This window comes from Micromonospora sp. ATLC20 (assembly GCF_057196585.1).
Map to the genome: position 1 here is coordinate 1 of NZ_JBXUOV010000003.1, position 23926 is coordinate 23926.

Annotated in this window: 24 protein-coding genes and 1 tRNA gene; 8 read left to right on the plus strand and 17 right to left on the minus strand. The window is 72.9% G+C overall.

The annotated features are described in order from the left end of the window. Positions 1-175: 175 nt before the first annotated feature. Positions 176-949 (minus strand): CPBP family intramembrane glutamic endopeptidase, encoded by a 774-nt coding sequence (locus tag AC2CHG_RS01490; RefSeq protein ID WP_030499361.1) that lies wholly within the window; start codon positions 947-949, stop codon positions 176-178. A gap of 122 nt (positions 950-1071) precedes the next feature. Between AC2CHG_RS01490 and AC2CHG_RS01495 the strand changes: the two genes are divergently transcribed. Further along, on the plus strand, positions 1072-2193 hold the full coding sequence (locus tag AC2CHG_RS01495; RefSeq protein WP_357211372.1) for a globin domain-containing protein: 1122 nt from the start codon (positions 1072-1074) through the stop codon (positions 2191-2193). Positions 2194-2269: 76 nt separating this feature from the next. Here the strand turns inward: AC2CHG_RS01495 and AC2CHG_RS01500 are convergent, their stop codons facing one another. Next, positions 2270-3802 (minus strand): peptide deformylase, encoded by a 1533-nt coding sequence (locus tag AC2CHG_RS01500; RefSeq protein ID WP_484524014.1) that lies wholly within the window; start codon positions 3800-3802, stop codon positions 2270-2272. 321 nt (positions 3803-4123) lie between these two features. Here AC2CHG_RS01500 and AC2CHG_RS01505 point away from each other — a divergent pair, with 321 nt between their 5' ends. Next, positions 4124-4906 carry a hypothetical protein gene (locus AC2CHG_RS01505; protein WP_484524037.1) on the plus strand — a complete coding sequence of 261 codons (783 nt, stop codon included), beginning with the start codon at positions 4124-4126 and terminating at the stop codon, positions 4904-4906. Between the two features lie 4 nt (positions 4907-4910). Here the strand turns inward: AC2CHG_RS01505 and AC2CHG_RS01510 are convergent, their stop codons facing one another. Next, complete coding sequence (locus AC2CHG_RS01510) at positions 4911-6689, minus strand: DUF6311 domain-containing protein (RefSeq protein ID WP_484524015.1); 1779 nt, start codon at positions 6687-6689, stop codon at positions 4911-4913. Between the two features lie 208 nt (positions 6690-6897). On the opposite strand from AC2CHG_RS01510, the gene AC2CHG_RS01515 reads away from it, so the two are divergent. Beyond that, entirely contained in the window at positions 6898-7608 is a 711-nt protein-coding gene (locus tag AC2CHG_RS01515) for a class I SAM-dependent methyltransferase (protein WP_194800391.1), read from the plus strand. Between the two features lie 32 nt (positions 7609-7640). Here the strand turns inward: AC2CHG_RS01515 and AC2CHG_RS01520 are convergent, their stop codons facing one another. From AC2CHG_RS01520 to AC2CHG_RS01530, 3 genes are all read right to left on the minus strand, one after another. After that, the gene (locus AC2CHG_RS01520) at positions 7641-8174 is read right to left on the minus strand and encodes a YbhB/YbcL family Raf kinase inhibitor-like protein (RefSeq protein WP_366622566.1); all 534 of its coding nucleotides are present in this window, start codon (positions 8172-8174) and stop codon (positions 7641-7643) included. A 40-nt stretch (positions 8175-8214) separates the two neighbouring features. Continuing rightward, the gene (locus AC2CHG_RS01525) at positions 8215-8904 is read right to left on the minus strand and encodes a DNA alkylation repair protein (protein ID WP_484524016.1); all 690 of its coding nucleotides are present in this window, start codon (positions 8902-8904) and stop codon (positions 8215-8217) included. 265 nt (positions 8905-9169) lie between these two features. Further along, positions 9170-9256, minus strand: a tRNA-Ser gene (locus AC2CHG_RS01530). A gap of 234 nt (positions 9257-9490) precedes the next feature. Between AC2CHG_RS01530 and AC2CHG_RS01535 the strand changes: the two genes are divergently transcribed. Then, the gene (locus AC2CHG_RS01535; RefSeq protein ID WP_484524017.1) at positions 9491-10465 is read left to right on the plus strand and encodes an NAD(P)H-quinone oxidoreductase; all 975 of its coding nucleotides are present in this window, start codon (positions 9491-9493) and stop codon (positions 10463-10465) included. Positions 10466-10468: 3 nt separating this feature from the next. On the opposite strand, the gene soxR is transcribed toward AC2CHG_RS01535, so the two are convergent. Further along, the gene (gene soxR / locus AC2CHG_RS01540) at positions 10469-10921 is read right to left on the minus strand and encodes a redox-sensitive transcriptional activator SoxR (protein ID WP_269703510.1); all 453 of its coding nucleotides are present in this window, start codon (positions 10919-10921) and stop codon (positions 10469-10471) included. 46 nt (positions 10922-10967) lie between these two features. On the opposite strand from soxR, the gene AC2CHG_RS01545 reads away from it, so the two are divergent. Both AC2CHG_RS01545 and AC2CHG_RS01550 read left to right on the plus strand, forming a co-directional pair. Then, on the plus strand, positions 10968-11651 hold the full coding sequence (locus AC2CHG_RS01545; protein ID WP_262013006.1) for a transketolase: 684 nt from the start codon (positions 10968-10970) through the stop codon (positions 11649-11651). A gap of 14 nt (positions 11652-11665) precedes the next feature. Continuing rightward, the gene (locus tag AC2CHG_RS01550; protein ID WP_262013032.1) at positions 11666-12541 is read left to right on the plus strand and encodes a transketolase family protein; all 876 of its coding nucleotides are present in this window, start codon (positions 11666-11668) and stop codon (positions 12539-12541) included. Between the two features lie 70 nt (positions 12542-12611). Here AC2CHG_RS01550 and AC2CHG_RS01555 read toward each other — a convergent pair whose 3' ends face one another. The 6 genes from AC2CHG_RS01555 to AC2CHG_RS01580 all read right to left on the minus strand — a co-directional run bounded on the left by AC2CHG_RS01555 (position 12612) and on the right by AC2CHG_RS01580 (position 18104). Then, positions 12612-13322: a glycosyltransferase family 2 protein gene (locus AC2CHG_RS01555; protein ID WP_135242490.1), complete on the minus strand. Its 711-nt coding sequence runs from the start codon at positions 13320-13322 to the stop codon at positions 12612-12614. Positions 13323-13401: 79 nt separating this feature from the next. After that, on the minus strand, positions 13402-13989 hold the full coding sequence (locus AC2CHG_RS01560) for a hypothetical protein (protein WP_262013005.1): 588 nt from the start codon (positions 13987-13989) through the stop codon (positions 13402-13404). Between the two features lie 57 nt (positions 13990-14046). Further along, entirely contained in the window at positions 14047-15471 is a 1425-nt protein-coding gene (locus AC2CHG_RS01565; protein WP_484524038.1) for a sensor histidine kinase, read from the minus strand. 88 nt (positions 15472-15559) lie between these two features. Next, entirely contained in the window at positions 15560-16243 is a 684-nt protein-coding gene (locus tag AC2CHG_RS01570) for a response regulator transcription factor (protein WP_194800383.1), read from the minus strand. A gap of 52 nt (positions 16244-16295) precedes the next feature. Beyond that, on the minus strand, positions 16296-16823 hold the full coding sequence (locus tag AC2CHG_RS01575) for a hypothetical protein (protein WP_484524018.1): 528 nt from the start codon (positions 16821-16823) through the stop codon (positions 16296-16298). A 108-nt stretch (positions 16824-16931) separates the two neighbouring features. Beyond that, entirely contained in the window at positions 16932-18104 is a 1173-nt protein-coding gene (locus AC2CHG_RS01580; RefSeq protein WP_262013003.1) for a thiolase family protein, read from the minus strand. 99 nt (positions 18105-18203) lie between these two features. Here AC2CHG_RS01580 and AC2CHG_RS01585 point away from each other — a divergent pair, with 99 nt between their 5' ends. Then, a complete protein-coding gene (locus tag AC2CHG_RS01585) occupies positions 18204-18635 on the plus strand; it encodes a PH domain-containing protein (RefSeq protein ID WP_186461602.1) in 432 nt (143 codons plus the stop codon). 3 nt (positions 18636-18638) lie between these two features. On the opposite strand, the gene AC2CHG_RS01590 is transcribed toward AC2CHG_RS01585, so the two are convergent. Together AC2CHG_RS01590 and AC2CHG_RS01595 are read right to left on the minus strand one after the other, a co-directional pair. Continuing rightward, a complete protein-coding gene (locus tag AC2CHG_RS01590; protein WP_199733151.1) occupies positions 18639-19580 on the minus strand; it encodes a rhomboid family intramembrane serine protease in 942 nt (313 codons plus the stop codon). A 25-nt stretch (positions 19581-19605) separates the two neighbouring features. Next, positions 19606-20136 (minus strand): peptidylprolyl isomerase, encoded by a 531-nt coding sequence (locus tag AC2CHG_RS01595; protein ID WP_194800379.1) that lies wholly within the window; start codon positions 20134-20136, stop codon positions 19606-19608. Positions 20137-20220: 84 nt separating this feature from the next. On the opposite strand from AC2CHG_RS01595, the gene AC2CHG_RS01600 reads away from it, so the two are divergent. After that, on the plus strand, positions 20221-21060 hold the full coding sequence (locus AC2CHG_RS01600; protein WP_262013002.1) for a hypothetical protein: 840 nt from the start codon (positions 20221-20223) through the stop codon (positions 21058-21060). 104 nt (positions 21061-21164) lie between these two features. Here AC2CHG_RS01600 and corA read toward each other — a convergent pair whose 3' ends face one another. Both corA and AC2CHG_RS01610 read right to left on the minus strand, forming a co-directional pair. Next, a complete protein-coding gene (corA, locus tag AC2CHG_RS01605; RefSeq protein ID WP_484524019.1) occupies positions 21165-22313 on the minus strand; it encodes a magnesium/cobalt transporter CorA in 1149 nt (382 codons plus the stop codon). A gap of 345 nt (positions 22314-22658) precedes the next feature. Next, positions 22659-23753, minus strand: coding sequence for an aminotransferase-like domain-containing protein (locus tag AC2CHG_RS01610; RefSeq protein WP_262013000.1), 1095 nt, complete (start codon positions 23751-23753; stop codon positions 22659-22661). Positions 23754-23926: the final 173 nt, after the last annotated feature.

Genomic DNA, 23926 nt, shown 5'->3' on the forward strand with positions numbered 1-23926 from the left:
GCGCTGGCGGCCGCGACCGGCGGCACGGCGACGGCCGAGCGACTCGCCGCGCGGGCGGTCGCCCGGTATCGGGCGTGATCGGCACCAGTTCGGCGAGCTGGCGCGGTCAGGCGGGGCCCGATGCCGCCACTTCCCCGACCTGGCGGCGGACGGAACGCGTGCCGGGCCGGCGCGGTCAGAGCCAGTCGAACCAGGACTTCGGCAGCATCGCGTAGCCGACGAACGCGAAGATGTCGAGCAGCGTGTGCGCGACGATCAGCGGGGCGACCCGGCGGGTGCGCAGGTAGAACAGCCCGAAGATCACGCCCATCACGGCGTTGCCGACGAACGCGCCGAAGCCCTGGTAGAGGTGGTACGAGCCGCGCAGCAGCGCGCTCGTGGCGAGCACCGCGCCGATCCGCCAGTTGAGCTGGCGCAGCCGGGTGATCAGGTAGCCGACCACGATCACCTCCTCCAGCACGGCGTTCTGCACGGCGGCGAGGATCAGCACCGGCACCGTCCACCAGAGGTCCGGCAGCGCGGCCGGGACCAGCGTGGCGTTGAGCCCGAGCTGCGCCGCCGCCCAGAACAGCGCCAGTCCGGGCAGGCCGATGAGCGCGGTCAGGCCCGCGCCCCGGGCCAGGTCCGAGCCGGGCCGGCGGAAGTCGACACCGAGCGTCCGTGCCGGGTCGCCGGGGTCGCGCGCCAGCAGGTGTACGGCGAGCAGCACCGGCAGCAGCGCGAAGACGATGCCGAGCAGCTGGTACGTGAGGTCGAGGTACGGCCGGGCCGACGCGGAGGTGTTCAGCGCGGCGGTCTGCTTGGACAGTCCGCCGGTCGCGGTCAGCTTCGCGATCAGGGACACCAGGGCGTACACGGCCGACTGGCCGAGGGACAGACCGAGCACGAGCAGCGTCTCGGTGCCCAGCATCCGGCGGGAGACCGGACGGGCCAGCTCGTCAACCGTCACCGGACCATGAAAGCACTTCGGCGACCGGGCCGGACGGTCGCACAGTCTGTGCGACCGACGTACACGCTCCGTGGACATTCTATGCGGGCCGATCCGCCCGTACGGAGAAGGAGCGTGCCCCTGTGGAGAACTTCGCGCGGCTGCTGAAGGAGAGCTGGACCCTGGTCGAGGAGGACCGGGAGCGGCTCAGCGGTCACTTCTACGCCCGGCTGTTCCTCCTCGACCCGGAGCTGCGCAAGCTCTTCCCGGTGCAGATGAACGGCCAGGGGGACCGCATCCTGGAGGCCATCGTCACGGCCACCCAGACGGTGGGCGACCCGGAGAGCTTCGACGAGTACCTTCGCGCGCTGGGCCGGGACCACCGCAAGTACCACGTGTCGGCCGAGCACTACGCGACGATGGGCGTCGCGCTGCTCGACGCGCTGCGCAGCACCGCCGGGGACGGCTGGAACCTGGAGTACGACCAGGCGTGGCGGGAGGCGTACGCGGGCATCAGCGCGCGGATGCTGGCCGGCGCGGAGGCGGACGAGAACCCGCCGTTCTGGCACGCCGAGGTGCTGACACACGAGCGGCACGGCCCCGACACGGCGGTGCTGACCGTGCGCGCGCTCCAGGATCCGCTGCCCTGGCGGGCCGGGCAGTACGTGAGCGTGGAGGTGCCGCGCTACCACCCGCGGGTGTGGCGGACGTACTCGGTGGCGAACGCGCCGAACGAGGAGAACGTGCTGGAGTTCCACGTGCGGACGCCACCGGGTGCGGCCGGTTGGGTGTCCGGCGCGCTGGTGCGCCGCACCAAGCCGGGTGACCTGCTGCGGGTGGCCGCGCCGATGGGCTCGATGACGCTTGATCCGGAGTCCACCCGGGACGTCCTCTGCGTGGCCGGCGGGGTCGGCCTGGCCCCGATCAAGGCGCTGGTGGAGGAGCTGACCCGGGTCAACCGGACCCGCTGGGTGCACGTCTTCTACGGCGCGCGCCGCCCGGACGAGCTGTACGCGCTGCCCGGCCTGGAGGACCTGGTGGCTTCCCACCCGTGGTTGTCGGTGACGCCGGCGTGCAGTGAGGACCCGGACTTCGGCGGCGAACTCGGTGACGTCTCCGAGGTGGTCACCCGGTACGGCCCGTGGACCACGCACGACTGCTACGTCTCCGGCTCGGCCGCGATGGTCCGGGCCACCCTGCGGGCGCTCGCCGCCGACGACGTCCCGCCGGACCACATCCGGTACGACACGTTCGGCAACCTCTGAACCTTGCTCCCCCCGAGCCGGGGGGGGGGGCGCCCCCCCCCCCCCGGCGCGCCCCCCCCCCCCGGCCCCCCGTTTCTCAGTAACGCCAGGGGGTTCCGGTCTCGCGGTACTCCTCCACCGGCACCAGCGGCACGCCGGGTGCCATCCGGTCGACGTAGAGCCGCCCCTCCAGGTGGTCGATCTCGTGCGCGACCAGCCGCGCCATCGCGTACTCGTAGGACGTGATCACCCGGCTGCCGTCCCACAGGGCGTGTTCCACGTCGATCCGCAGCGGCCGGGGCACCAGGCCACGGTGGTCGAAGAAGGACAGGCACCCCTCGTACTGCTCGTCGGTCTCGGTCGCGGCGTCCACCACCCGGGGGTTGAGCAGCACCACCGGGTCGGCGGCCCGGTCGGCCGGGCGCACGAGCGCCGCGGACCAGCCGATGCCGAGCTGGGGCGCGGCGAGGCCGACGCCCTTGCTGAACGGGTGCAGCTCGTCCAGCCGGACCAGCATCCCGGCGAGCCGGTCGATCACCTCCCGGGCGTGCTGTTCGTCGGCCGGCAGGTCGAACTGGCGGGCCCGCTGCCGCAGCAGGTCGTCGCCGCGCTGCACGATGCCCACTGCGCGCATCCGGTCGCTGGCCCGCACCCGGGCGCCGCCGGTGGGCGCGCTGTCCGGTTCGGCGTCCGGCTCGGGGCTGCGGAACCGCCACTGCATCCGGTAGCGGGCGTTCAGCGGCGGGTCGTCGGTCCCCCAGTCGAAGACCACCCGGCCGCCGTCCACCGACCGCTGGATCGGGGTACGCAGCGGCCCCTCCTCCGCCGACAGCGAGGTCTCCGCGCCCCACACCTTGGGGTCGAGGTCCGCGGGCAGGTCGAGCCGCACCGCCAGGTGCCGGGTGGGCAGGCGTACGGCCCGCTGGAACCAGGGGCCCCACTTGTCCCGGCCGACGCGGTACGCGTACTCGATGGTGACCCGGTCACCGGGGTAGAGCGGGAAGCGTCCCTCGTCGTTCTCGAACAGCAGCCAGATCTCCTTGAAGGCGTCCCGGTCGTGCTTGGCCCGCCAGTGCATCGGCTCGCGCCCGTTGCCGTCGTCCCGGTAGGCGTTGAGTTGCAGCTCGGCGAAGGTGAGCGGGTGTTCCCGGTGGTGCCGGTTGGATCGGCCCGGGTCGTTGGGGTAGCGGTCGACGGCGACCCGGACCAGGTAGCGGGTGACCGGTTCGGTGCCGGCGTTGTACAGCTCCCGCCGGATCGCGCAGTGGTAGCCGTCACCGGTGTGGGTGAGCGTCGCGACCTCCCGTTCCACCACGAGCCCGGTCCCCGGCGGCAGCCACTGGCCGGGGACGGGCGGGTCGCGGTGGGCCACGCCGGTGCGGCCGTGCCGCAGCTCGTCGTACTCCCGGAAGCGCTGCCAGATCGCGCCGCTGGCCTCCAGGACGGCCTCGGCCCGGCGGGCGAAGTCCTCGGTGGGCCGGTGCCGGCGCCCTTCGACGTGGCTGACGTAGGACGGGTCGAAGCCCATCATCGTGGCCAGTTGCTTCTTGGACAGCCCTCGGCCGGTCCGGTGCCGGGCGAGTTCGGCCGCGAACGAGTCCGCGGCACGCTCGATCGGTGAGGTCGTCATCAGCTTCCTCGTACGCGGGAAGACCATTTTCACGTTGAGTGGCCGAACGTGTACGGAAACTGCCTCGTATTCGACACTCACCTTGACTTTTCAGCGGCGTGCATCGATCCTTGTGCCGTCTGCCGCCGGCTCTCCGGCGGCGTTTTCCGTCTCCGAGGCCGGGTAGTACGCGACGGCCGTGGAGTGACGCGGGCCTCCCCGCGATACCGCGGCACCTCTTCCCCTCCCGCCGGGAGGGTGGTTAGGCTAGCCTTAGCTTGGGTCGACGGCACGCGCCGACCGCAGGGCGACAGGACAGGGGACGGCCAGGTGACTGCGGTGATGCCGGGGCGCGACGCCGCCACCCCGCTCGCCCCGGTGACAGCGACCCTGCGCGCCATGTTCGGCACCGACGACCTGCCCGGGCTCGCGCCCGGCCTGCTGGTGCACGACGAACTGGACCGCTGGTCCCCCGCCACCCGCCTGATCGACGGCACGCTGCTGTCCGAGTTCCTGACCCGCGCCGGGCGCCGCTGGGGCGGCACCCCGCACGCCTGTGCCGCGCTGGCCTGGAAGTCCTACAGCTACTGGACCGCGCTCCCAGCGGTGCTCGGCTGGGCGTCCGCCCGCCGGGTGCCGCTGCTCGACCCGGCCGACGTGCTCGTGCACTTCGAGGACCACCACCAGCTCCTCACGCTGGGGCTGCGCGCCTCCACCCCGGTGGCGGTGCTGCCGAGCGACCCGCTGGCGCTCGCCGGCGCACCGGGCGTACTGGTGGTCCCGGACGAGGCGGCGCTGCTCGGCGCGCTGCGCGCGTCCCTGCTCGACGCCCACTTCGCGCCGCTGATCGACGCCATCCAGGGCGAGGTCCGGATCGGCACCCGTACGCTGCTCGGCTCGGTGGCCTCCGGCATCGCGCACGGCGTCCTGCGCGCGTCGGACGCGCTGCCCGGCTCGGCCACGGCAGCCGTCGGCACGCTGCTCGGCGCGCTCGACCTGAGCGACCTGGTCGAGCTGGTGCCCGGCCCGGCCGGCGAGCCGACCGTGCAGCGGCGCACCTGCTGCCTGGCGTTCACGCTGCCCCGGCCCAAGGTGTGCCAGGGCTGCTGCGTCCGCCAGGCCTGACCGCTCAACCGACAAGCGGCCGGACGTCCCACAACCACACACCGCCGGTACGCCTCGGCGTGATCCCGCTCAGCTCCGTCATCGCCCGGCGCAGCGCCTCGGCCTGCGGCAGCCGGGGGTCGAGGATCACCGCGCCGGCCCGCCAGTAGCGCAGGTCGTCCACGGCGGCCACCCGGTCCTGCGGCGTGATCGGCGGAACCGCGTCGGTGCGCCGTACCGTCTCGAAGAACGTGCTGGTGGGGCGCGGCGGCGCGGTGAAAAGAGCGATCCGGTCCCCGCCGGGGCGGGTGTCCGGATACAGGAAGTAGCCGCGGGCCAGCGGCATGTCCAGCCGGGTCTCGGCGGACCAGCGCAGCGGGACCGCGTACGTGGTGTCGGGCAGCGGCAGCGTGACGATGCTCCGCCCGTCGGCGACGTAGGGGCGCCAGGCGCCGGAGGTGACGAACGCCGGGGTCGGGTCGAGGCGCTTCGCGGGCAGCGGGGTGGGCAGGATCGGCACCAGCGCCATGGCGAGCACGGTGACGGTGGCGAACCGGATCTGGCCGCGCGCGTCCGGGTGTCGTACGGCCAACTCCCGGACCCGCTCGGCGCCGAGCGCGAGCAGCACGCCGATGATCGGGGTGAGCGCGAGCGACCAGCGGGTGGGCACCACGGAGTGCAGGACCGGCAGGTTCTCCAGCGCCGCCCACGGGCCGGGGATGCCGGTGTCCGCTCCGTCGTAGCGGATCTCCCGGCCGAGCGAGAAGAGCACGAACACGAGCCCGACCGCAGCCAGCCCGAGTACCACGGCGTTGCGGCGCATCCACCAGACCAGCGCGACCACCAGGACCACCAGCGGCCAGCCGAAGAACGCGTTCTCCTCGGTGGCGTTCTTGACCAGCGGTTCGCTGCCCCGGGCATCGCCCGCCACCGACTCCCGGGACCAGGCCACGTACGCGGCGAGGTCGGTGGAGTAGCCGCGGATCAGCGTGGAGAGCCCGCTGTACGCGCCGGGGCCGAAGAACTGGACCCAGAGCGGGTACGCGAGCAGCGCCCCGGCGACCACCGCGGCCACAGCGAGCCCGGCGGCGAACGGGCGGGCCGCCGAGCGCAGCGCGGGGCGGCCGAGGGCGAGCGCGAGCACCACCACGCCGAGCCCGATCGCGGTCATCAGCAGGATCTCCAGGTTGAGGAACGCCTGCCAGACGATCACCAGGCCGAGCAGGACGCCGTTGCGCAGCCACCGGCCGGGTTCGGCCAGGCGCAGCGTCCGCCAGATGATCAGCGGCACCACGAACTGGCTGACGATGTTGGGGTGCGAGTTGGCGTGCGAGACCATCGCCGGCGCGAACGCGCAGAAGGCGGCACCCAGCCACGCCGGACCGCGAGACTTCACGACAACTCGGGAGAGCAGGAAATACCAGGACACGCCAGTGGCGGCGAGCCCGAGAGTGAGGAAAATCAGAAAGGACCAGCGCGGACCTGCCCAGAGCGTTATCGGGGTCAGCGGCAATGAAACGGATAATACGGACGTATTAGCCATGAGATTGACGACATCCGGCACATTCATCCGGTCCGAGGTGAACGGATAGGCGAAATCAGTGACGACGCGAGCACCATGCGCCACCATCCATTCGAATTGCGCCTGATCTGTCCGATTGTCCCGGATGCCATTGCGCGGATCGACCCACAGTCGAGCGGTCACCCAGAACGCGAGCAGCACGAAGCTGAGCACGGCGAGCGCGTCTAGCCGCCTGCCCTGCCCCGATTTCGGCGTGCTCGCGCCGCTTTCCGGAGTAGTCATGACATTTCAGAGCGTAGTCAGGGTATGACGGGCACGTGCAATGTTCCGGGGAATCACGTACTATGTGCCGAGTTCGCCGAACGCCGAACAGGCACCCCTCCGGATCACAATTCGGCCCCCCTCCGTCCCCCGATTTCCCCCTCAGCCATCCAGATGGTTGACTCTGACGGTCCAGGCGCGGGTCAGTCATATCGTGAGGAATCGACGCATGGCAGAAATCACTGGGGATCAGCGCGTCCAGTCCGAGGTGCTCGAAGGCCTGGCGACGGCTGTCAACCACCGGCAGTGGTTCGTCGAACTGGCGGTGCCCTACCTCGGTGACAACCCGATCGAGATCGGCAGTGGCCTCGGCGACTACGCCTCCGCCTGGGCGGCGTACGCACCCCGGATCACCGCCACCGAAGCCGACCCGGACCGGCTGATCCAGCTCAAGGAGCGGCTGTCCGACCATCCCGGCGTCGAGGTCCGGCAGATGCTGCTCCCGCACCACGAGCGCGGCGACTACAGCGCGGCCGTGTCCTACAACGTGCTGGAGCACATCGACGACCACGTGGGCGCGCTGCGCAGCATGCGGGATCTGGTCCGCCCCGGCGGCGCCGTGGTCATCATCGTGCCGGCGTTCCAGTTCGCCATGAGCCCCGCCGACATCGCCACCGGCCACGTCCGCCGCTACACGAAGAAGACGCTCGCCGCGGCGATGACGGAGGCGGGCCTCACCGTCGAGCGGATCCACTACGCCAACGCGCTCGGCCTGATCGGCTACTTCATGGCCACCAAGGTCTTCCGGCTGATGCCGAAGGAGGGCCCGATGGTCAAGGTGTACGACACGCTCGTCCTACCGGTCACCAAGGCCGCCGAGCAGCGCGTCCGGCCGCCGTTCGGCCAGTCCGTCTTCGCCGTCGCCCGCGTACCGGCCTGAGGCCGGGGGCCGCGACGGCCCCCGGCCGCCGGTCACTCCTTGATCTGGTACGTGGGGCGGATGACCGCCCGGGCCAGGGTGTGGAACGCCAGGTTGAAGCCGACGAAGGCCGGGCTGGCCCCAGCCGGGATGTCGAGGCGGTCCACGTCCACCGCGTGCACCGCGAACACGTACCGGTGCGGACGGTCCCCGGCGGGCGGCGCGGCGCCGCCGTAACCGGTGTCGCCGTAGTCGTTGCGGACGCTGAACGCGCCGCCGAGGTCGGCCTCACGCACGCCGGTGGGCAGCTCGGTGACGGACGCGGGCAGATTAACCAGCACCCAGTGCCAGAAGCCGCTGCCGGTCGGGGCGTCCGGGTCGAAGCAGGTGACCACGAAGCTCTTGGTCTCGGCCGGGAAGCCCGACCAGGACAGCTGCGGTGAGACGTTCTCGCCGCCGGTGCTGCCGTGCGCGTACCGCGCGTCCATCGGCTCGCCGTTGTGCACGTCGTCGCTGGTGAGGTCGAACGACGGCACCGTCGGCAGCAGCTCGTACGGGTCCGGGGCGATCGGTCGTTCCAGGGTCATCGAAACGGTCCTTCCGGGTACGCGAATGTCCTGCGCCCCTTCATACCCCGTTGTCCGCGCCACCGTGCTGTCGGCGCACCATCTCGTTGATCCAGACCGGCGCGTAAGGCGACGTGCACCCGGGCGGCGTCGGATAGTCCTTGAGGACCCCGAGCCGCTCGCCGATCTCGATCGCGCGCTCCCGGTACGCGGCGTGCTCGATCCCGATCTGCGCCAGGCAGTGGTTCATCGCCCACTGGAGGCGCTCCGGCGCGCCCGCCATCTCCGCCTCGATCACGTCGAGCAGGCCGGCCAGGTCCAGCCCGTCCGGGTTCCGCGCCACCCGCTCGACGGTCAGCGCCCAGCCGGCGCTCGCGACCACCGGATCGGGATCGGCCGACCAGGCCAGGCGCAGCGGCTCGGCGTGCGGACTCTTCTTCACCACGTAGTTCACGAGCCAGTCGTGCACCTTCGGCGTCCGCGCCTCGCGCAGCATGGCGTCCAGCTCGTCCCGCCCGTACGCCTTCGGCCGGCAGATCAGCAGCGCCAGCAGCCGGGCCGCGCTGTCACCGGTCGCCCACAGCTCACGGGCCAGCTCCTGCTGCGTCTTCAGCCGCTTCGCGATCGCCCGCAGCTTGCCCAGGTTGACCCCGTGGTCGTCACCGTGGCGCTCGTTCACCGCACGGATCTTCGGGTCGTCGAGCGCGGCCAGCTCGGCCGTCACCCCGGCCACCGTCGTCGTCTCCGCCACCAGGCCCTCCCGCCGTCGCCGCACCCCGCAGCCTACGACCGCCCGGGCCGCCGGTCGCCGGTCGCCGGTCGCCGGTCGCCGGTCGCCGGTCGCCGGTCGCCGGTCGCCGGTCGCCGGTCGCCGGAGAAGAATGCACCCGAGACGCTTATGCCTCTCGGTCATATTCATGACCCAGAGGCATAAGCCGCAGAGGCGATGGTTACTTCCGGGGCGACACGCCGATGCGTCCGCACGCGCGGCCGACCGACGGCGAGGTGGGAGTGGGCGGAGGGTGTGGGATTCGAACCCACGAAGACATCGCTGCCTTACCGGTTTTCAAGACCAGCGCCATCGGCCACTAGGCGAACCCTCCCGGCACGCCCCCAAGGGGTGCGCGACCGGGGACCAGTCTGCCACGAACGCCGTACCGGGCAAGCCGCCGTCCCACCCTCGCTGCGAGAATGCGTGCGCGTAGGAGAGCCCAGCGGTGGCGCTGATCAGCGGAATCATGGCCGCCGGCAGGTCCACAGTGGCCGTAGGGCCGGCGCGGCAGCCGTCCCGGGCGGTGCACCTGCGCGGCGACGGGCGGATCGGGTAAGACTGAGTCATGCGCGCGATCACGATCACGGAACCCGGCGGACCCGAGGCGCTCGTCTGGACTCACGTGCCGGACCCGGAGCCCGGTCCCGGCGAGGTGATCGTGGAGGTGCGGGCGAGCGCGGTTAACCGGGCCGACCTGTTGCAGCGGCAGGGGCACTATCCGCCACCGCCGGGCGCGTCCGCGTACCCCGGTCTGGAGTGTTCGGGGACGGTGCGGGCGCTCGGTCCCGGCGTGACCGGCTGGTCGGTGGGCCAGGAGGTCTGCGCGCTGCTCGCCGGCGGCGGCTACGCCGAGCAGGTCGCAGTGCCGGCCGGGCAGTTGCTGCCGGTGCCGGCCGGGGTGGACCTGGTCGACGCGGCGGCGCTGCCGGAGGTGGCCTGCACGGTCTGGTCGAACGTCGTGGACCTGGCCCGGCTGGCCGAGGGGGAGACGCTGCTGGTGCACGGCGGCGGCAGCGGGATCGGCACGTTCGCGATCCAGCTCGGCGTGGCGCTCGGCGCGACAGTGGTGGTGACCGCCCGCTTGGCGAAGCACGACCGGCTGCGTGAGCTGGGCGCCGCGCACACGATCGACTACCGCGAGCAGGACTTCGTCGACGAGGTACGCCGGGTCACCGACGGCCGGGGCGCGGACGTGATCCTGGACATCATGGGCGCGTCCTACCTGCCCCGGAACGTGGCGGCGCTGGCTACCGGCGGGCGGCTCGTGGTGATCGGCATGCAGGGCGGCCGCAAGGGCGAGCTCGACCTGGGGATGCTGCTGGCGAAGCGGGCCGCGGTACACGCGACGGCGCTGCGGTCCCGCCCGGTGGACGACAAGGCGGCGATCGTCCGGGGCGTACGCGAGCAGGTGTGGCCCCTGGTGGAGGCGGGCCGGATCCGGCCGGTGGTGCACGCCCGGGTGGACATGGCCGACGCCGCCGCCGCGCACCGCCTGGTGGAGACGAACGACCACCTGGGCAAGGTGCTGCTGGTCCGGTGAGGGTCAGCCCTGGCCGGGGCGCGGCAGCATGAGGCGCGGGCCGGGGCCCTCGGCGGCGAGCGAGTCGCCGGGGTTGTAGAGCGTGCAGCGCTGCAGCGACAGGCAGCCGCAGCCGATGCAGCCGTCCAGGTCGTCGCGGAGCTTGCCGAGCAGCCGGATCCGCTCGTCCAGGCGGTCCCGCCAGGCGCGGGACAGCGCGGCCCAGTCGTCGGGCGTGGGGGTACGCCCCGACGGCAGCGAGTCGAGCGCCGCCCGGATCTCCTCCAGCGAGACGCCGACCTGCTGGGAGATCCGGATGAACGCGACCCGGCGCAGCTCGGTGCGGGCGTAGCGGCGCTGGTTCCCGCCGGTGCGGGCGGCGTGGATCAGGCCGAGCCGCTCGTAGTAGCGCAGTGCCGAGGGCGCGACGCCACTGCGGTCGGCGAGCTGCCCGATGGTCAGTGTTGCTTCGTGCATCACACGGCCTTGAGTTGAAGTTCGCTTCAAGTCCGAGGCTATCGGTATGACGACGACCACCGCCACCGACCTGGGCGCGCTCCTGGACCGGGTGCGCGCCGGCCGCGAGTTCGGCGCCAACGTGTACTCGACGCTCGACGTGCTCCAGGTGCTCTACGACCGGGTGCTCCGGATCACCCCGGCCACCCTGGACGACCCGGACCGGGACCGCTTCCTGCTCTCCAAGGGCCACGCGGTCGCCGGGTACTACGCGCTGCTCGCCGCACGCGGCTTCCTGCCGGCCGAGTGGCTGGACGACCAGGGTGGCCCGGCGAGCCGGCTCGGCGACCACCCGGACCGCACGCTTGTGCCGGGCGTCGAGATCGGTTCCGGTTCGCTCGGCCACGGGCTCGGGCTGGGCGTGGGCACCGCGCTCGGGCTGCGGGCCCAGGGCCGCACCGGACCCCGGGTGTACGTGCTGCTCGGCGACGCCGAACTGGACGAGGGCTCCAACCACGAGGCGATCGCGTACGCGGGCGCGACCGGACTGGGCAACCTCACCGCGATCGTGCTGGACAACCGCTCGGCCACGTACGGCTGGCCGGGCGGCGCGGCGAGCCGGTTCACGGTGAACGGGTGGAGCGCCGCAACAGTGGACGGGCGCGACCACGACGCCCTGCACACCGCCCTCACCGGGCACGACGATCACCGGCCGCACGTCGTCGTCGCGGTCGTCACGGACGGGGAGTGACAATGAGCAGCACCATGCGGGACGCGTTCGTCACCAGCACCGAGGAGGTGCTCGCCGATCCGCGGACGACAGTAGTGCTCGCCGACATCTCCGCCGCCGCGTTCGAGCCGGCCGCCGCCCGCTACCCGGACCGGGTCGTGAACGTCGGCATCCGCGAGCAGCTGATGATCGGGGTCGCGGGTGGGCTGGCGCTGACCGGGCAGCGGCCGATCGTGCACAGCTACGCCCCGTTCCTGGTCGAGCGGGCGTACGAGCAGATCAAGCTGGACCTCGACCACCAGGACGTCGGCGCGGTGCTCGTCGGCATCGGCGGCTCGTACGACCGGGCGGCGGCGGGACGCACCCACCTCGGGCCGGCGGACGTGGCGTTGCTGGACACGCTCGACGGCTGGACCGTGCACGTGCCGGGGCACCCGGACGAGGTCCGGCCGCTGCTGCGCGACGTGGTGTGCGGGCAGGACTCGGCGTACCTGCGGCTGTCCGTCCAGGCCAACGCGCAGGCGTACCCGCAGGCGGGTGACCTGCACGTGGTCCGGGACGCCGGGCCGGGCGCGCCCCTGCTGGTGGCCGTCGGTCCGGTGCTCGACGCGGCGGTCGAGGCAACGGCCGACCGGCCGGTCACGGTGGCGTACACCCACCGGCCGCGACCGTTCGACACGGCCGGGCTGCGGGCGCTCGCCGGGACCGAGGTGATCCTGGTCGAGCCGTACCTGGCGGGCACCTCGACGCGGGTGGTGTCGGAGGCGCTCGCCGACCGGCCGCACCGGCTGCTCGCGCTCGGGGTGGGCCGTAAGGATCTGCGCCGCTACGGCAGCGCCGAGGACCACGAACGCTGGCACGGCCTGGACGCGGCCGGGCTGCGCCGCTCGGTCGACGCGTTCCTCACCTGAGCGGCCCGGACACGGCGGAACCCCGCGACCTCGGCTCGTGCCGGGCTCGCGGGGTTCCGCCGGTGCGGGCTCAGTGCGCGGCGGCGGGACCGGCCGGGCGGCGGCGGGCGCGCTCGCGGGCCAGGATCCAGATCGCCTCGACGCCGTCCTTCCAGGTGATCTTCTTGCCCTCCTCGCGGCCCCGGGCGCGGTAGCTGATCGGCACCTCGTACGGGCGGATGCGGCGGCGCAGCAGCTTGCCGGTGACCTCCGCCTCCATGCCGAAGCCGCGGGAGCGGACCTGCAGCGAGCGGTACAGCTCCAGCGGCATCAGCTTGAAGCAGGTCTCCAGGTCGCCGATGTAGGAGTTGTAGAGCACGTTCGCGGCGAGCGTGACGCCCTTGTTGCCCATCACGTACCAGAAGCTGTACGAGCTGTGGCTGCCGAAGGTCCGATTGCCGTAGACGACTGTGGCCCGGCCGTCGAGCACCGGCTCCAGCAGGCGCGGAATGTCCTGCGGGTCGTACTCCAGGTCGGCGTCGAGGATGACCATGTACTCACCCTCGGCGCTGTCGACGGCGGTCTTGATGGCCGCGCCCTTGCCGGCGTTGCGCTGGTGGGTGATCACCCGCAGGCGGGCGTCGTCCACGCGGCCGAGGACCTCGCCGGTGCCGTCCCGGCTGCCGTCGTCCACGACGACGAGCTCGATCTCGCAGGGGTAGTCGACCGCCAATGCCTGCTTGAGGGCATCCGCGATACGTTCTTCCTCGTTGTAGACCGGCATGAGGATCGAGAGCTTCACGGAATCTCCACGGAGGCGATGGCAGGTCGGGGCATAGCGTAGCCTGGCACATTGCTCAGGTCACGACAGCCCGGGCACCCTATTCCTGGCGAAGTGGTACGACCACGAGCCGGGCCACGCTCCGGTCGCCCTCCTTGGCACCGGCCACCCCGACCGTCGTACCGATCTTGATGTCGCTCGATCGGATCGTGGTCCGGCGCTCGACCACCCGCAGCTTCTCGCCGAACGTCCACGTCACCGTGAAGCCGTCGGTGGACTTGACAGTCATCGACCTGTCGTCGATCGCCGTCACCTCGCCGCGCTGGACCGTGACGGTCTTCGTGCCTCCGTCCCTGGTCCGCACCACCGCCTCGCCGTGCAGCGTGTTGCGCCGCAGCAGCACCCGGGCCCGGTGCCGCTGGTGTCCCTGCTTCGCCCGCTCGCCCTCGCCGCCCGGCCCGGCCTTCGGGCTGCCGGAGGGCGCCGGCGCGGCCAGCGGATCCACGTCCAGTTCCCCGGCGTCGACGCCGAGCGCGGCGAGCGCCTGACCCTCCGTACCCAGGGCCGCGCTCACCTCGACCGCGTCGTCCGGTGCCGGGCCGGGCCGGGCCGCGCCGCACCCGGCGAGCCCGAGCGCGGCCGCGGCGAGCAGTGCGGTGGCGCCGGTGACGATTCGCTGACGTGCCATCAGTGGTCCTCTCTCGCGGTGACGACCCGAGCGTTCCGCACCGATGCGAGGAGACGGTCAAGCCGATGTTCGAGCCGCGTAAGGATCCGGCGGCACCCGGACGGTGAACGCGGCCCCGCCCTCCGGGGCGTGCCCGGCGGCGATGTCCCCGCCGAGCCGGCGGACCAGCCCGGCGGCGAGCGCCAGGCCGAGCCCGCTGCCCACCTTGCGCACCCCGCGGTACCGCTCGTGCAGCGCGCCGCGCTCGAACGCCACCCGCAGGTCGTCGTCGGTGAAGCCGGGCCCGCCGTCGCGGACCTCCAGCACCCCGCCGCCCGCCGGAACGTCGGCGCGGACCGCGAGCACCACCGGCGCCCCCGGCGGTACGACCCGCAACGCGTTCTCCAGCAGCCCGTCCACCACCTGCCGGATCCGGCCCGGATCGGTGTACGCCGGCACCGGAACCCCCGGCGTCTCCAGCCGGAACGGCACCCCGAGCGCCGCGTACCGGCCGGACCAGGCGCGCTCCGCGTCGGCGGCGAGCCCGGCCAGGTCGACCGGCACCGGTTCCAGGGGGAAATCGACCGCCTCCAGCCGGGCCAGCGCCAGCAGGTCGCGGACCAGCCGGTCCAGGTGTTCGGCCTCGGCCAGCACGGTCCGGCCGGTCGCCGGCACCGCGTCGGCCTCGATCACCCCGTCGGCCAGCGCCTCGGCGTAGCCGCGGATGGCGGTGAGCGGGGTCCGCAACTCGTGCGAGACGGAGAGCAGGAACTCGCGCTGCCGCCCCTCGCTCGTGGCGAGCGCGGCGGCCAGGCCGTTCAGCGCGTACGCCAGGTCGGCCACCTCGTCGGGCGGCTCGACCGGTACGCGGACCGCCCGGTCCCCGGCACGCAGCCGCGCGGCGGCGGTGGCTGCGGTACGGATCGGCCGGGCCAGCCGGCGGGCGAGCAGCAGTCCGGCGGCCGCCCCGGCGGCGAGCCCGGCGAGCAGCGGCAGCCAGAGTCCGCGAAGCACCTGCCGCCAGGGCGCGGCGTTGCGGGCCCGGGTCAGCACCACACCGTCCCCGCCGGGCAGCGCCCGCGCCTCGACCAGCCGGCGTTCCCCGTCGACAAGCCGCCGGCCGGAGACGTTCTCGCCGCCGGCGACCCGCGTCACGAGCGGCCGGGGCAGGCCCGGCCGGTCGGCCCGGCCGTCCCGGATCACGTACACGTCGATCTGCTGCTGGCGCAGTTGCCGGATGAGCCGGTCCCCGGCGCCGTCGCGCTGGCGTGCCGGCCGTACCCGGAGCACGTCGGCGGCGAGCCGGGCCTGGGCGGCGAGCGCCTCCTGGTCCCGGCGTTCCGCGCCGCGTACCGCCAGGGGCACCGCGACGAGCGCGGTGACGAGCACCGACACCAGCGCCACCGCGCAGGTGGCGAGCACGGCGCGGGCGGTGAGCGTCCGCCCGGGGCGCCGGCCGGGCCGGACCGGCCCGGTGGGCGGCGTCGGCACTGTGGACGGCATCGGCACGGTGGGCGGCATCGGCACTGTGGACGGCATCGGCACGGTGGGCGGCATCGGCACTGTGAGCGGCATCGGCACTGTGGGCGGCTCAGGCATCGGCGGCGTACCCGACGCCCCGATGCGTGCGGATCACGCTGTCCGGGCCGAGCTTGGCCCGCACCTGCGCCACGTGCACGTCGACGGTCCGGGTGCCGGCGTGCGCCGCGTACCCCCACACGCCCGCCAGCAGTTCCTCCCTGGTGAACACCCGGCCGGGCCGTGCCATCAGGTGAGCCAGCAGGTCGAACTCGGTGGAGGTGAGCTGCACCGGCGTACCGGCGGCGGTCACCGTGCGGCGGGCCGGGTCGAGTGTGACGGCGCCGAGCGTGCGGGGCTGCTCGGCGGGCACGCCCGCGGTGCGGCGCAGCACCGCCCGCAGCCGGGCGAGCAGTTCGCGCGGACTGAACGGCTTGGTGACGTAGTCGTCGGCGCCCAGTTCCAGGCCGACGACGCGGTCCACCTCGTCGTCACGGGCGGTGAGGAAGATGACCGGCGTCCAGTCGCCGGCCGCGCGCAGCCGACGGCAGATCTCGGTGCCGGCCAGGCCGGGCAACGCGATGTCGAGCACGCAGGCCACCGGGCGCAGGCGTCGTGCGGCGGCGAGCCCGGCCTCGCCGTCACGTTCCAGGTGTACGCCGAACCCGTCCCGGGTCAGGTAGAGCCGGACCAGGTCGGCGATGGCCGGCTCGTCCTCCACCACGAGGACGAGCCCGGGCGGGGCGGCGGTGGTCACCGGCTCATGATGACCGACCGGCGACCACCCGGCCGGTCAGGGAATGTTCGGATCAGGTAAGGGGGACGTCAGCGGGCCGGGCGGGCCGCAGCACCGTCGGGCGGGCGCCCGCCGGCGACTCACCGATGGTCGCCACCACCCGCTCGGCCGGCGTACGCAGGCGGGTGCGGAAGGCGTGGTCGAGCAGGGCGTCGAGCTGCCACACCTGCTTCGGGTGGTGGGTACGCAGGACGAAGCGCTCGCGCACCCCGTCGATCGCGGTGGCCGCCAGCTCCACGCTGTGCGCGCGGGCGTCGGGGCTCCACGTCACGTTGCTCAGCTCGCGCAGTTCGGTGTTGAGGTGCAGGCGCAGCCGGTGCAGCACCCGGGTCTGCCGGGTGACCACCAGCCGTCGGTGGGTGAGGAGCATCAGGTAGTCGCCGCCCACCGGGTCGTCCGGGCGGCTGCACCGGGTGACCAGGATGGTCGCGTCGCCGGAGCCGACGCACCGGCGGAACACCGGCATGTGCCGGGTGACGGTCTGGGTCGCCAGGCCGGTCTCGGCGGCGGCCGGAAGGAACGTTCGCGAGAACACGTCCATGCCCGGTCCAACGAGCCGATGACCAGGGGTGATATGGGTCACGCCCGATTTCTGGAACTTCCACACGTGCAAGTCGCACCCGCGGTGCGACACCGGCGGCCGTTCGGATCAGAGCAGTTCGACGATCGTGGCGTTGGCCATGCCGCCGCCCTCGCACATGGTCTGCAGGCCGTAGCGGATGCCGTTGTCCCGCATGTGCTGGAGCATCGTGGTCATGATCCGCGCGCCGGACCCGCCGAGCGGGTGGCCGAGCGCGATCGCCCCGCCCCGCGGGTTGAGCCGCTCCGGGTCCGCCTCGGTCTCGGCCAGCCAGGCCAGCGGCACCGGGGCGAACGCCTCGTTCACCTCGTACACCCCGATCTCCTCGATGCCCAGCCCCGCGCGGCGCAGCGCCTTCGCGGTGGCCGGGATCGGGGCGGTGAGCATGGTGACCGGGTCGTCGGCGGCGACCACTGCGGTGTGCACCCGGGCCAGCGGGCGCAGGCCGTGCCGGCTGGCCCACTCGGCGGTGGTGACCGCGAGCGCGGCGGCGCCGTCGGAGATCTGCGACGCGGACCCGGCGGTGACCACGCCGTCGGCGCGGAACGGGGTGGGCAGCTCGCCCAGCTTGGCCAGCGAGGTGTCGCGGCGGATGCCCTCGTCGGCGGAGAACTTGCCGCCGTCGGCGAGCGCCACCGGGGCGAGTTCGGCCTCGAACGCGCCCGCGTCCTGCGCGGCGGCGGCCTTCTCGTGGCTGGCGAGCGCGAACTCGTCGAGCTGGGTACGCGAGAAGCGCCACCGCTGCGCGATCAGCTCGGCCCCGACGCCCTGGTTGAACGGCAACGGGGAGTCCTCCGCGACGCCCTCGACGCCGCGGTAGCGCTCCAGGATCGCCGCGCTGAACGGCATGCCGCCGGCGACGCTGGAACCCATCGGCACCCGGGTCATCGACTCGACGCCACCAGCCACGACCAGGTCGGCCTGGCCGGAGAGGACCGTCGCGGCGGCGAAGTGCAGCGCCTGCTGGCTGGACCCGCACTGACGGTCGAGCGTGGTGCCGGGGACCGACTCCGGCCAGCCGGCGGCGAGCACCGCGTTGCGGGCCACGTTCCAGGACTGCTCGCCGACCTGCGACACACAGCCCCACACGACGTCGTCGACCTGGCCCGGGTCGATGCCGGTGCGCTCGGCGAGCGCGCGCAGCACGTGCGCCGAGAGGTCGACCGGGTGCACTCCGGCGAGGCTGCCCTTGCGCCGCCCGACCGGGGTCCGTACCGCGCCGACGATGACCGCGTCACTCATGTCTACTCCCCGGTAACCTCGCTTGCCCCGATCCTACGTGCTGATCCGACCGGTCGTCCTCCCCCGGCGTCCGGCAGGTGCGGCTGGCATGCTGGGCGGATGGATCCACAGTCGCCGCCGATCAGGCAGTGGCGGGTGCCGCGCGAGGTGCCGGTACTCAAGGCGGTGGGCGCGCTCGCGCTCGTCGCCCTGGGGCTGGTGTTCGCCGGCGGTGACCCGGTCCGGCCGGCGCTCGCCGGGCTGGCCGCCGCCGGTCTGCTCGCCTGGGCGCTGCGCGACGTGGTCGCGCCGGTCCGCCTCGCCGTCGACCCGGACGGGCTCACCGTGCTGCGGGGGTTCGCCGGGCGGCGCCGGTTGCCGTGGGACGCGGTGGAGGCGATCCGCCTGGACCGGCGCAGCCGGCGCGGGATCACCGCCGAGACGCTGGAGATCGACGCAGGGGAGTCGCTGCACCTGTTCGGCCGCCGCGACCTGGACGCCCCGCTGGACGAGGTGGCCGCGGCGCTGGACGAGGCCCGCCCCGCGCGCTGAGGCTCAGCCGAGCAGGGCGGCGGTGCGGACCAGCGTCAGGCCGATCAGTGCGACCAGCACGATCGCGCAGCCCGCCACCTGGAAGACGGTGCGCCGCGACCGGGGCGCGTACGCCAGGACCAGCGCCACCAGCGCGCCGGCCACCAGACCGCCGAGGTGCCCGGCCACCGAGATGCTCGGCACGGTGAACGTGAAGATCAGGTTGATCACCAGGATCGGCACGATCGCCGAGGTGTCCCGGCCGAGCCGCCGCATGATCACGAAGACGGCGGCGAACAGGCCGAACACGGCGGTCGAGGCGCCGGCCGTGAACCGGTTCGGCTCGGTGAAGACGTACGCGGCGACGTTGCCGCCGAGCCCGGCGAGCAGGTAGAGCGCCAGGAAGCGCAGCGGCCCGAGCACCGCCTCCAACGTCCGGCCGAGCACCCAGAGCGCCCACATGTTCAGCAGCAGGTGCAGCACGCCGTAGTGCAGGAACATGGCGGTGACCAGCCGGTACCACTCGCCGTCGGCCACCCCGCCGACGTGCCCGTCGGGGAAGCGCGCCAGGCCCAGCACCGCCCCCCACTCGGTGAGCGGGGTCCCGTTGCCCATCAGGCCGCCCAGGCCACCGCCGGCCACCGCGGTCCCGCTGCGGGCCGAGAGGATGGACAGCAGCATCATCGCCACGTTCAGCGCGATCAGCGCCTTCGTGACGTTGCCCTGGCGGCCGGCGGCACCGCCACCGAAGGCGGTACGCGCCGGCCGCACGCTGCGGCGGCCCTCGGCGACGCACTCCGGGCACTGGTGGCCGACGGAGGCGTCCCGCATGCACTCGGTGCAGATCGGCCGGTCGCACCGACTGCACCGGATGTACGTCTCCCGACCGGGGTGCCGGTAGCAGACCGGAGTGGTCGGCACCGGACCCCCGGTGGCGTCGCCTGGCTGGCCGGAGCGCTCAGTCATGCGAGCAAAGGTACCCGCGTGCCGGTCAGGACTGCTTGTGCTCGATCTCGACCCGCTCGATCACCACGTCCTGCAGCGGCCGGTCGCTCGGGCCGGTCGGGGTGTTGGCGATCGAGTCGACCACCTTCGCGGACTGCTCGTCGGCCACCTGCCCGAAGATGGTGTGCCGGTTGTTCAGGTGTGGCGTGGGCGACACCGTGATGAAGAACTGCGAGCCGTTGGTGCCCGGCCCGGCGTTCGCCATCGCCAGCAGGTACGGCCGGTCGAAGCGCAGCTCGGGGTGGAACTCGTCGGCGAACTTGTAGCCCGGACCACCGCGGCCGGTGCCGGTCGGGTCGCCCATCTGAATCATGAAACCGCTGATCACGCGGTGCGAGACGGTGCCGTCGTAGTACGGCCCGCTGCCCGGCTGACCGGTACGCGGGTCGATGTACTCCCGGGTGCCCTCGGCCAGCTCCACGAAGTTGCGGACGGTCTTCGGCGCGTGGTTCGGGAAGAGCTCCAGCCGGATCGGGCCGGCGTTGGTGTGCAAGGTGGCGTAGACAGCCTCGGCCACGGGTACTCCTCACTCGTAGTTCAGTTCCTTGCGGATCCTCCCATGTGCCCGATCTGGCCATGCGGAGGCATTCGAAGGTGGAGGATGACGAAGGAACAACTCCCAGGAGGTGGGACCGTGTTTGGAATCGGGCGGCGAAAGACCCAGGGCCAGCTCGCCAAGGTCGAGCTGAACCAGGGCATCGGTCACCTGAGGCAGGCCGCCACGCACGCGGCGAAGGGTGCCGGCGCCACCGTCGGCCCGCGGGTCCAGGCAGCCCGGGTCGCCGTCGCGCCGACCGCGGTCCTGGTCCGGGACCGCGCCTCCAGCGGGTTCGCGTCGACCGCCGCGGCGCTCGCGCCGGTGCTGCTGGCCGTGCGCAACGCCCGGGTCGAGGCCGCCGGCAAGGCGTCGGACGGCCGCAAGGTGATGGCCAAGAAGCAGGCCGCGATGACCAAGAAGGCGAAGAACATGAAGGCCGGAAAGAAGAAGCAGCGCAGGTCGCGGGGCATGACCGCGGGCCTGCTGGTGGCCGGCACCGTCGCCGGCCTGGCCGGTGCGATGGCCATGCGCCGCCGCCGCGAGCAGCAGGAGTGGGCCGAGTACGACCCGACCGGCACGCTCGGCGCGACGGGCACGCTCGGCGCGACCGGTCGCGACAAGCTGGAGCCGATGCGGGAGGACGTGGACACGATCGTGGTGGAGACCCCGGACGCGAGCGCGAAGGTGACGCAGGCCGGCCCGACCGGCGCCGGCTCCTCGGCGGTGGCCAAGGGCAGCAGCGCGTCGACCGCCACCTCCGGCAGCCAGCCGGTGATCCACCCGACCGACCAGGTCCCCTCCGTCGCCGAGGGCGCCCGGGACGTCTCCGGCCGCCCGGCCGACGACATCTCCAAGGCCGTCCAGGCCGGCAAGAACGCCGCGAAGGCCGCCGGTCGCCGCTGACCTCCTACCGTCGGATCAGCGCCGGCCCGCGGGAGACCCCGCGTGGCCGGCGCTTCCGCGTGTCCGGGGGGCGCGGCCTGCGGCGGCCCGCCGTGGCACGGCGGTTACAGCCAGCCGTTGCGGCGGAACAGACGGTAGAGCGTGAAGGACGCCACGAGCATCAGCGCCCAGACGCCCGGATAGCCGTACGTCCATTTCAGCTCGGGCATGTTGTCGAAGTTCATGCCGTAGATGCCGGCGATCGCCGTCCACACCGCACCGATCGCGGCCCACGCGGCGATCTTGCGCATGTCGTTGTTCTGGTCGACGGTGACCTGGGCCAGCCGGGCCTGGAGGATCGAGTTGAGCAGGTCGTCGTAGGAGTTCACCTGCTCGACCGTGCGGCTGAGGTGGTCCTGCACGTCGCGGAAGTAGCGCCGTACCTCCTGCGGCACCGCGCGGTTGACCTGCGAGGTGAGCGTGATCAGCGGGCGCTGCAACGGCACCACCGCCCGCTTGAACTCGACCAGCTCCCGCTTCATCTGGTAGATCCGCTGGACCCGGCCGCTGCTCTGCCTGTCGAAGACGTCCGCCTCCAGCACGTCGAGGTCGTCCTCCAGCCGGTCGGCCACCTCCAGGTAGAGGTCCACCACCCGGTCGGTGATCGCGTACGCGACCGCCCACGGGCCGTGCCGCAGCAGGTCCCGCTTCGCCTCCAGGTCGGCGCGCACCGGCGCCAGCCGGCAGGCGTCGCCGTGCCGCACGCTGATCACGAAGTGCGGCCCGATGAAGAGCATCACCTGGCCGGTCTCCACCACCTCGGAGTTCTCGGTCAGCTCGGCGTGCTCGCAGTAGCGGGCGGTACGCAGCACCAGGAAGACGATCTCGCCGAAGTGTTCCAGCTTCGGGCGCTGCTGGGCCTTGACCGCGTCCTCCACGGCCAGCTCGTGCAGTCCGAAGGTGGCGGCGATCTCGGTCATCTCGGTCAGGTCCGGCTCGTGCAGGCCGAGCCAGACGAAGCCGTCCCGCTCCTGCCGGGCGGAGGCCAGGGCCTCGGCGTACCCGGGTCGGCCGGGGCGGCGCTCGCCGTCGACGTACAGCCCGCAGTCGACGATGCCGCTGCGTTCCGGGCCGGCCGGCTGGGGCGTACGCGGGGAGCCGTCCGCGTTGAGGATGCGGGACATCGCGCGTACCGGGGCCGACCAGGCGCGGGGGCGCAGGGCCCGGCTGCCGTCGGTGCCGGCGGTTCGGTCGCGTGCCACCCGGTCCGTCATCTCTCGCCCCCCTTCCCCTGAAGCTGCGGCTTGCAGGTTACGCCGACCGGCGGGAACCGCAGCGCGGGCGCGGGTGCGGGGGACGGGCGGTTGCGACGGGCGTCACGCGGCGGCGCCGGGCGGGCCGGGCCGCGTCAGGGGGGTGAGGGGCGACACGGCCCACCCGGCACCCCTTGGGGGCGGGAGTGATGCTGGGCGTGCCGCCGGCCCGGCCGGTCGTCCGGCGTGCGGGCAGGTCACCTACCAAAGGTGAGCGGCACTCGCAGCATTGTGGGGCTGCCGGCCGGTTCAGCGGGAGAGCCGAACCGGCCAGCGGGGCCTTTTTGTCAGAAACCCGACAGAAAATCAGCCGCGTACGGCGGCCATCGCCTCCGCGAGACGCCGCACACCCTCGTCGATCCGGTCCGCGGTGACAGCCGAGTACGCCAGGCGCAGCGCGTGCCGGCCGCCGTCGACCATGAAGTCGCTGCCCTTCACCACCGCCACGCCGCGCTCGGCGGCAGCCGGGGCGAGCCGATCGACGTCGACGTCCTCGGGCAGCTCCACCCAGAGGAAGTAGCCGCCGTCCGGCTCCACGAACCGGGCCTCCGGGATGTGCCGGCGCAGCGACTCGGCCAGCACCGCCGACCGCTCGCCGAGCGCCGAACGGACCGTCCGGATCGACTCGTCGATCGCGCCGGAGACGCAGAACTGGTGCACGATCGCCTGCGCCACCATGCCGGGCGAGATGTAGAGGTTGGTGGCCCGCTTGGCGATCGCCGCGATCAGCTCGGCCGGGCCGACCAGGTAGCCGACCCGGACGCCCGGGCAGACCGTCTTGGTGAAGCTGGAGGCGTGCACCACCACGCCCCGGCTGTCCATCGACAGCATCGAGGGCAGCGGCTCGCCCCGGAACCGGATGTCCGCGTACGGGTCGTCCTCGAAGATCGTGAACTCGTACTCGGCGGCCAGGTCCAGCAGCTCACGGCGCTTCTCCAGGGAGAGCGTCACGCCCGCCGGGTTCTGGTAGTTGGGGATCACGTGGGCCAGCCGCGGCCGCACCCCGGACTCCAGCAGCTTGCGCAGCTCGGCGGTGTCCAGGCCGTCCGGCTGGATCGTCACGCCGTGCACCTCGCCGCCCATCTGCTTGAGGTTGAGCAGCGTGCGGTCGTAGGTCGGGCGCTCGACCACCACCGCGTCGCCCCGGCGGACCAGGTGGTCGAAGAGGAACGCGTCGGCCTGCAACGAGCCGTTGGTGATCAGCACCTGGTCGGCCTCGACACCGTGCTTCTCGGCGATCCACTTCCGCAAGGGCGGGTAGCCGACGGAGGTGCCGTACGCGGTGACCCCGGCGGGGTCGGCGTCGAAGGCGCGGACGGCGGCGGCCTTGAGCCCTTCGACATCGACGATGTCCAGCGAAGGCGCGCCACGGGCGAACGAGATCAGCTGCTCGGCGGTCATGCGCAGAGCCTAGGGCCTGGCCCGGCGGGTCCGACCGCGATACACGCGAAGTTCAACATGCGGGCGGCCGGCCGGGTCACCGGTGCGTCCGGGGGATCCGAGACCGCCTCGCGACTGTCTACGATCCGACGGACGCTGGCGCCGGTCCGACCGGACGCCGAAGGATGACGGGT

Coding starts and splice junctions, on each gene's coding strand:
- AC2CHG_RS01500 (WP_484524014.1), bottom strand. CDS start 3,802: ATGACGACCTCACCGATCGAGCGTGCCGCGGACTCGTTCGCGGCCGAA.
- AC2CHG_RS01505 (WP_484524037.1), top strand. CDS start 4,124: ATGCCGGGGCGCGACGCCGCCACCCCGCTCGCCCCGGTGACAGCGACC.
- AC2CHG_RS01510 (WP_484524015.1), bottom strand. CDS start 6,689: ATGACTACTCCGGAAAGCGGCGCGAGCACGCCGAAATCGGGGCAGGGC.
- AC2CHG_RS01515 (WP_194800391.1), top strand. CDS start 6,898: ATGGCAGAAATCACTGGGGATCAGCGCGTCCAGTCCGAGGTGCTCGAA.
- AC2CHG_RS01520 (WP_366622566.1), bottom strand. CDS start 8,174: ATGACCCTGGAACGACCGATCGCCCCGGACCCGTACGAGCTGCTGCCG.
- AC2CHG_RS01535 (WP_484524017.1), top strand. CDS start 9,491: ATGCGCGCGATCACGATCACGGAACCCGGCGGACCCGAGGCGCTCGTC.
- soxR (WP_269703510.1), bottom strand. CDS start 10,921: ATGCACGAAGCAACACTGACCATCGGGCAGCTCGCCGACCGCAGTGGC.
- AC2CHG_RS01545 (WP_262013006.1), top strand. CDS start 10,968: ATGACGACGACCACCGCCACCGACCTGGGCGCGCTCCTGGACCGGGTG.
- AC2CHG_RS01550 (WP_262013032.1), top strand. CDS start 11,666: ATGCGGGACGCGTTCGTCACCAGCACCGAGGAGGTGCTCGCCGATCCG.
- AC2CHG_RS01560 (WP_262013005.1), bottom strand. CDS start 13,989: ATGGCACGTCAGCGAATCGTCACCGGCGCCACCGCACTGCTCGCCGCG.
- AC2CHG_RS01565 (WP_484524038.1), bottom strand. CDS start 15,471: ATGCCGTCCACAGTGCCGACGCCGCCCACCGGGCCGGTCCGGCCCGGC.
- AC2CHG_RS01575 (WP_484524018.1), bottom strand. CDS start 16,823: ATGGACGTGTTCTCGCGAACGTTCCTTCCGGCCGCCGCCGAGACCGGC.
- AC2CHG_RS01580 (WP_262013003.1), bottom strand. CDS start 18,104: ATGAGTGACGCGGTCATCGTCGGCGCGGTACGGACCCCGGTCGGGCGG.
- AC2CHG_RS01585 (WP_186461602.1), top strand. CDS start 18,204: ATGGATCCACAGTCGCCGCCGATCAGGCAGTGGCGGGTGCCGCGCGAG.
- AC2CHG_RS01590 (WP_199733151.1), bottom strand. CDS start 19,580: ATGACTGAGCGCTCCGGCCAGCCAGGCGACGCCACCGGGGGTCCGGTG.
- AC2CHG_RS01600 (WP_262013002.1), top strand. CDS start 20,221: ATGACGAAGGAACAACTCCCAGGAGGTGGGACCGTGTTTGGAATCGGG.
- corA (WP_484524019.1), bottom strand. CDS start 22,313: ATGACGGACCGGGTGGCACGCGACCGAACCGCCGGCACCGACGGCAGC.
- AC2CHG_RS01610 (WP_262013000.1), bottom strand. CDS start 23,753: ATGACCGCCGAGCAGCTGATCTCGTTCGCCCGTGGCGCGCCTTCGCTG.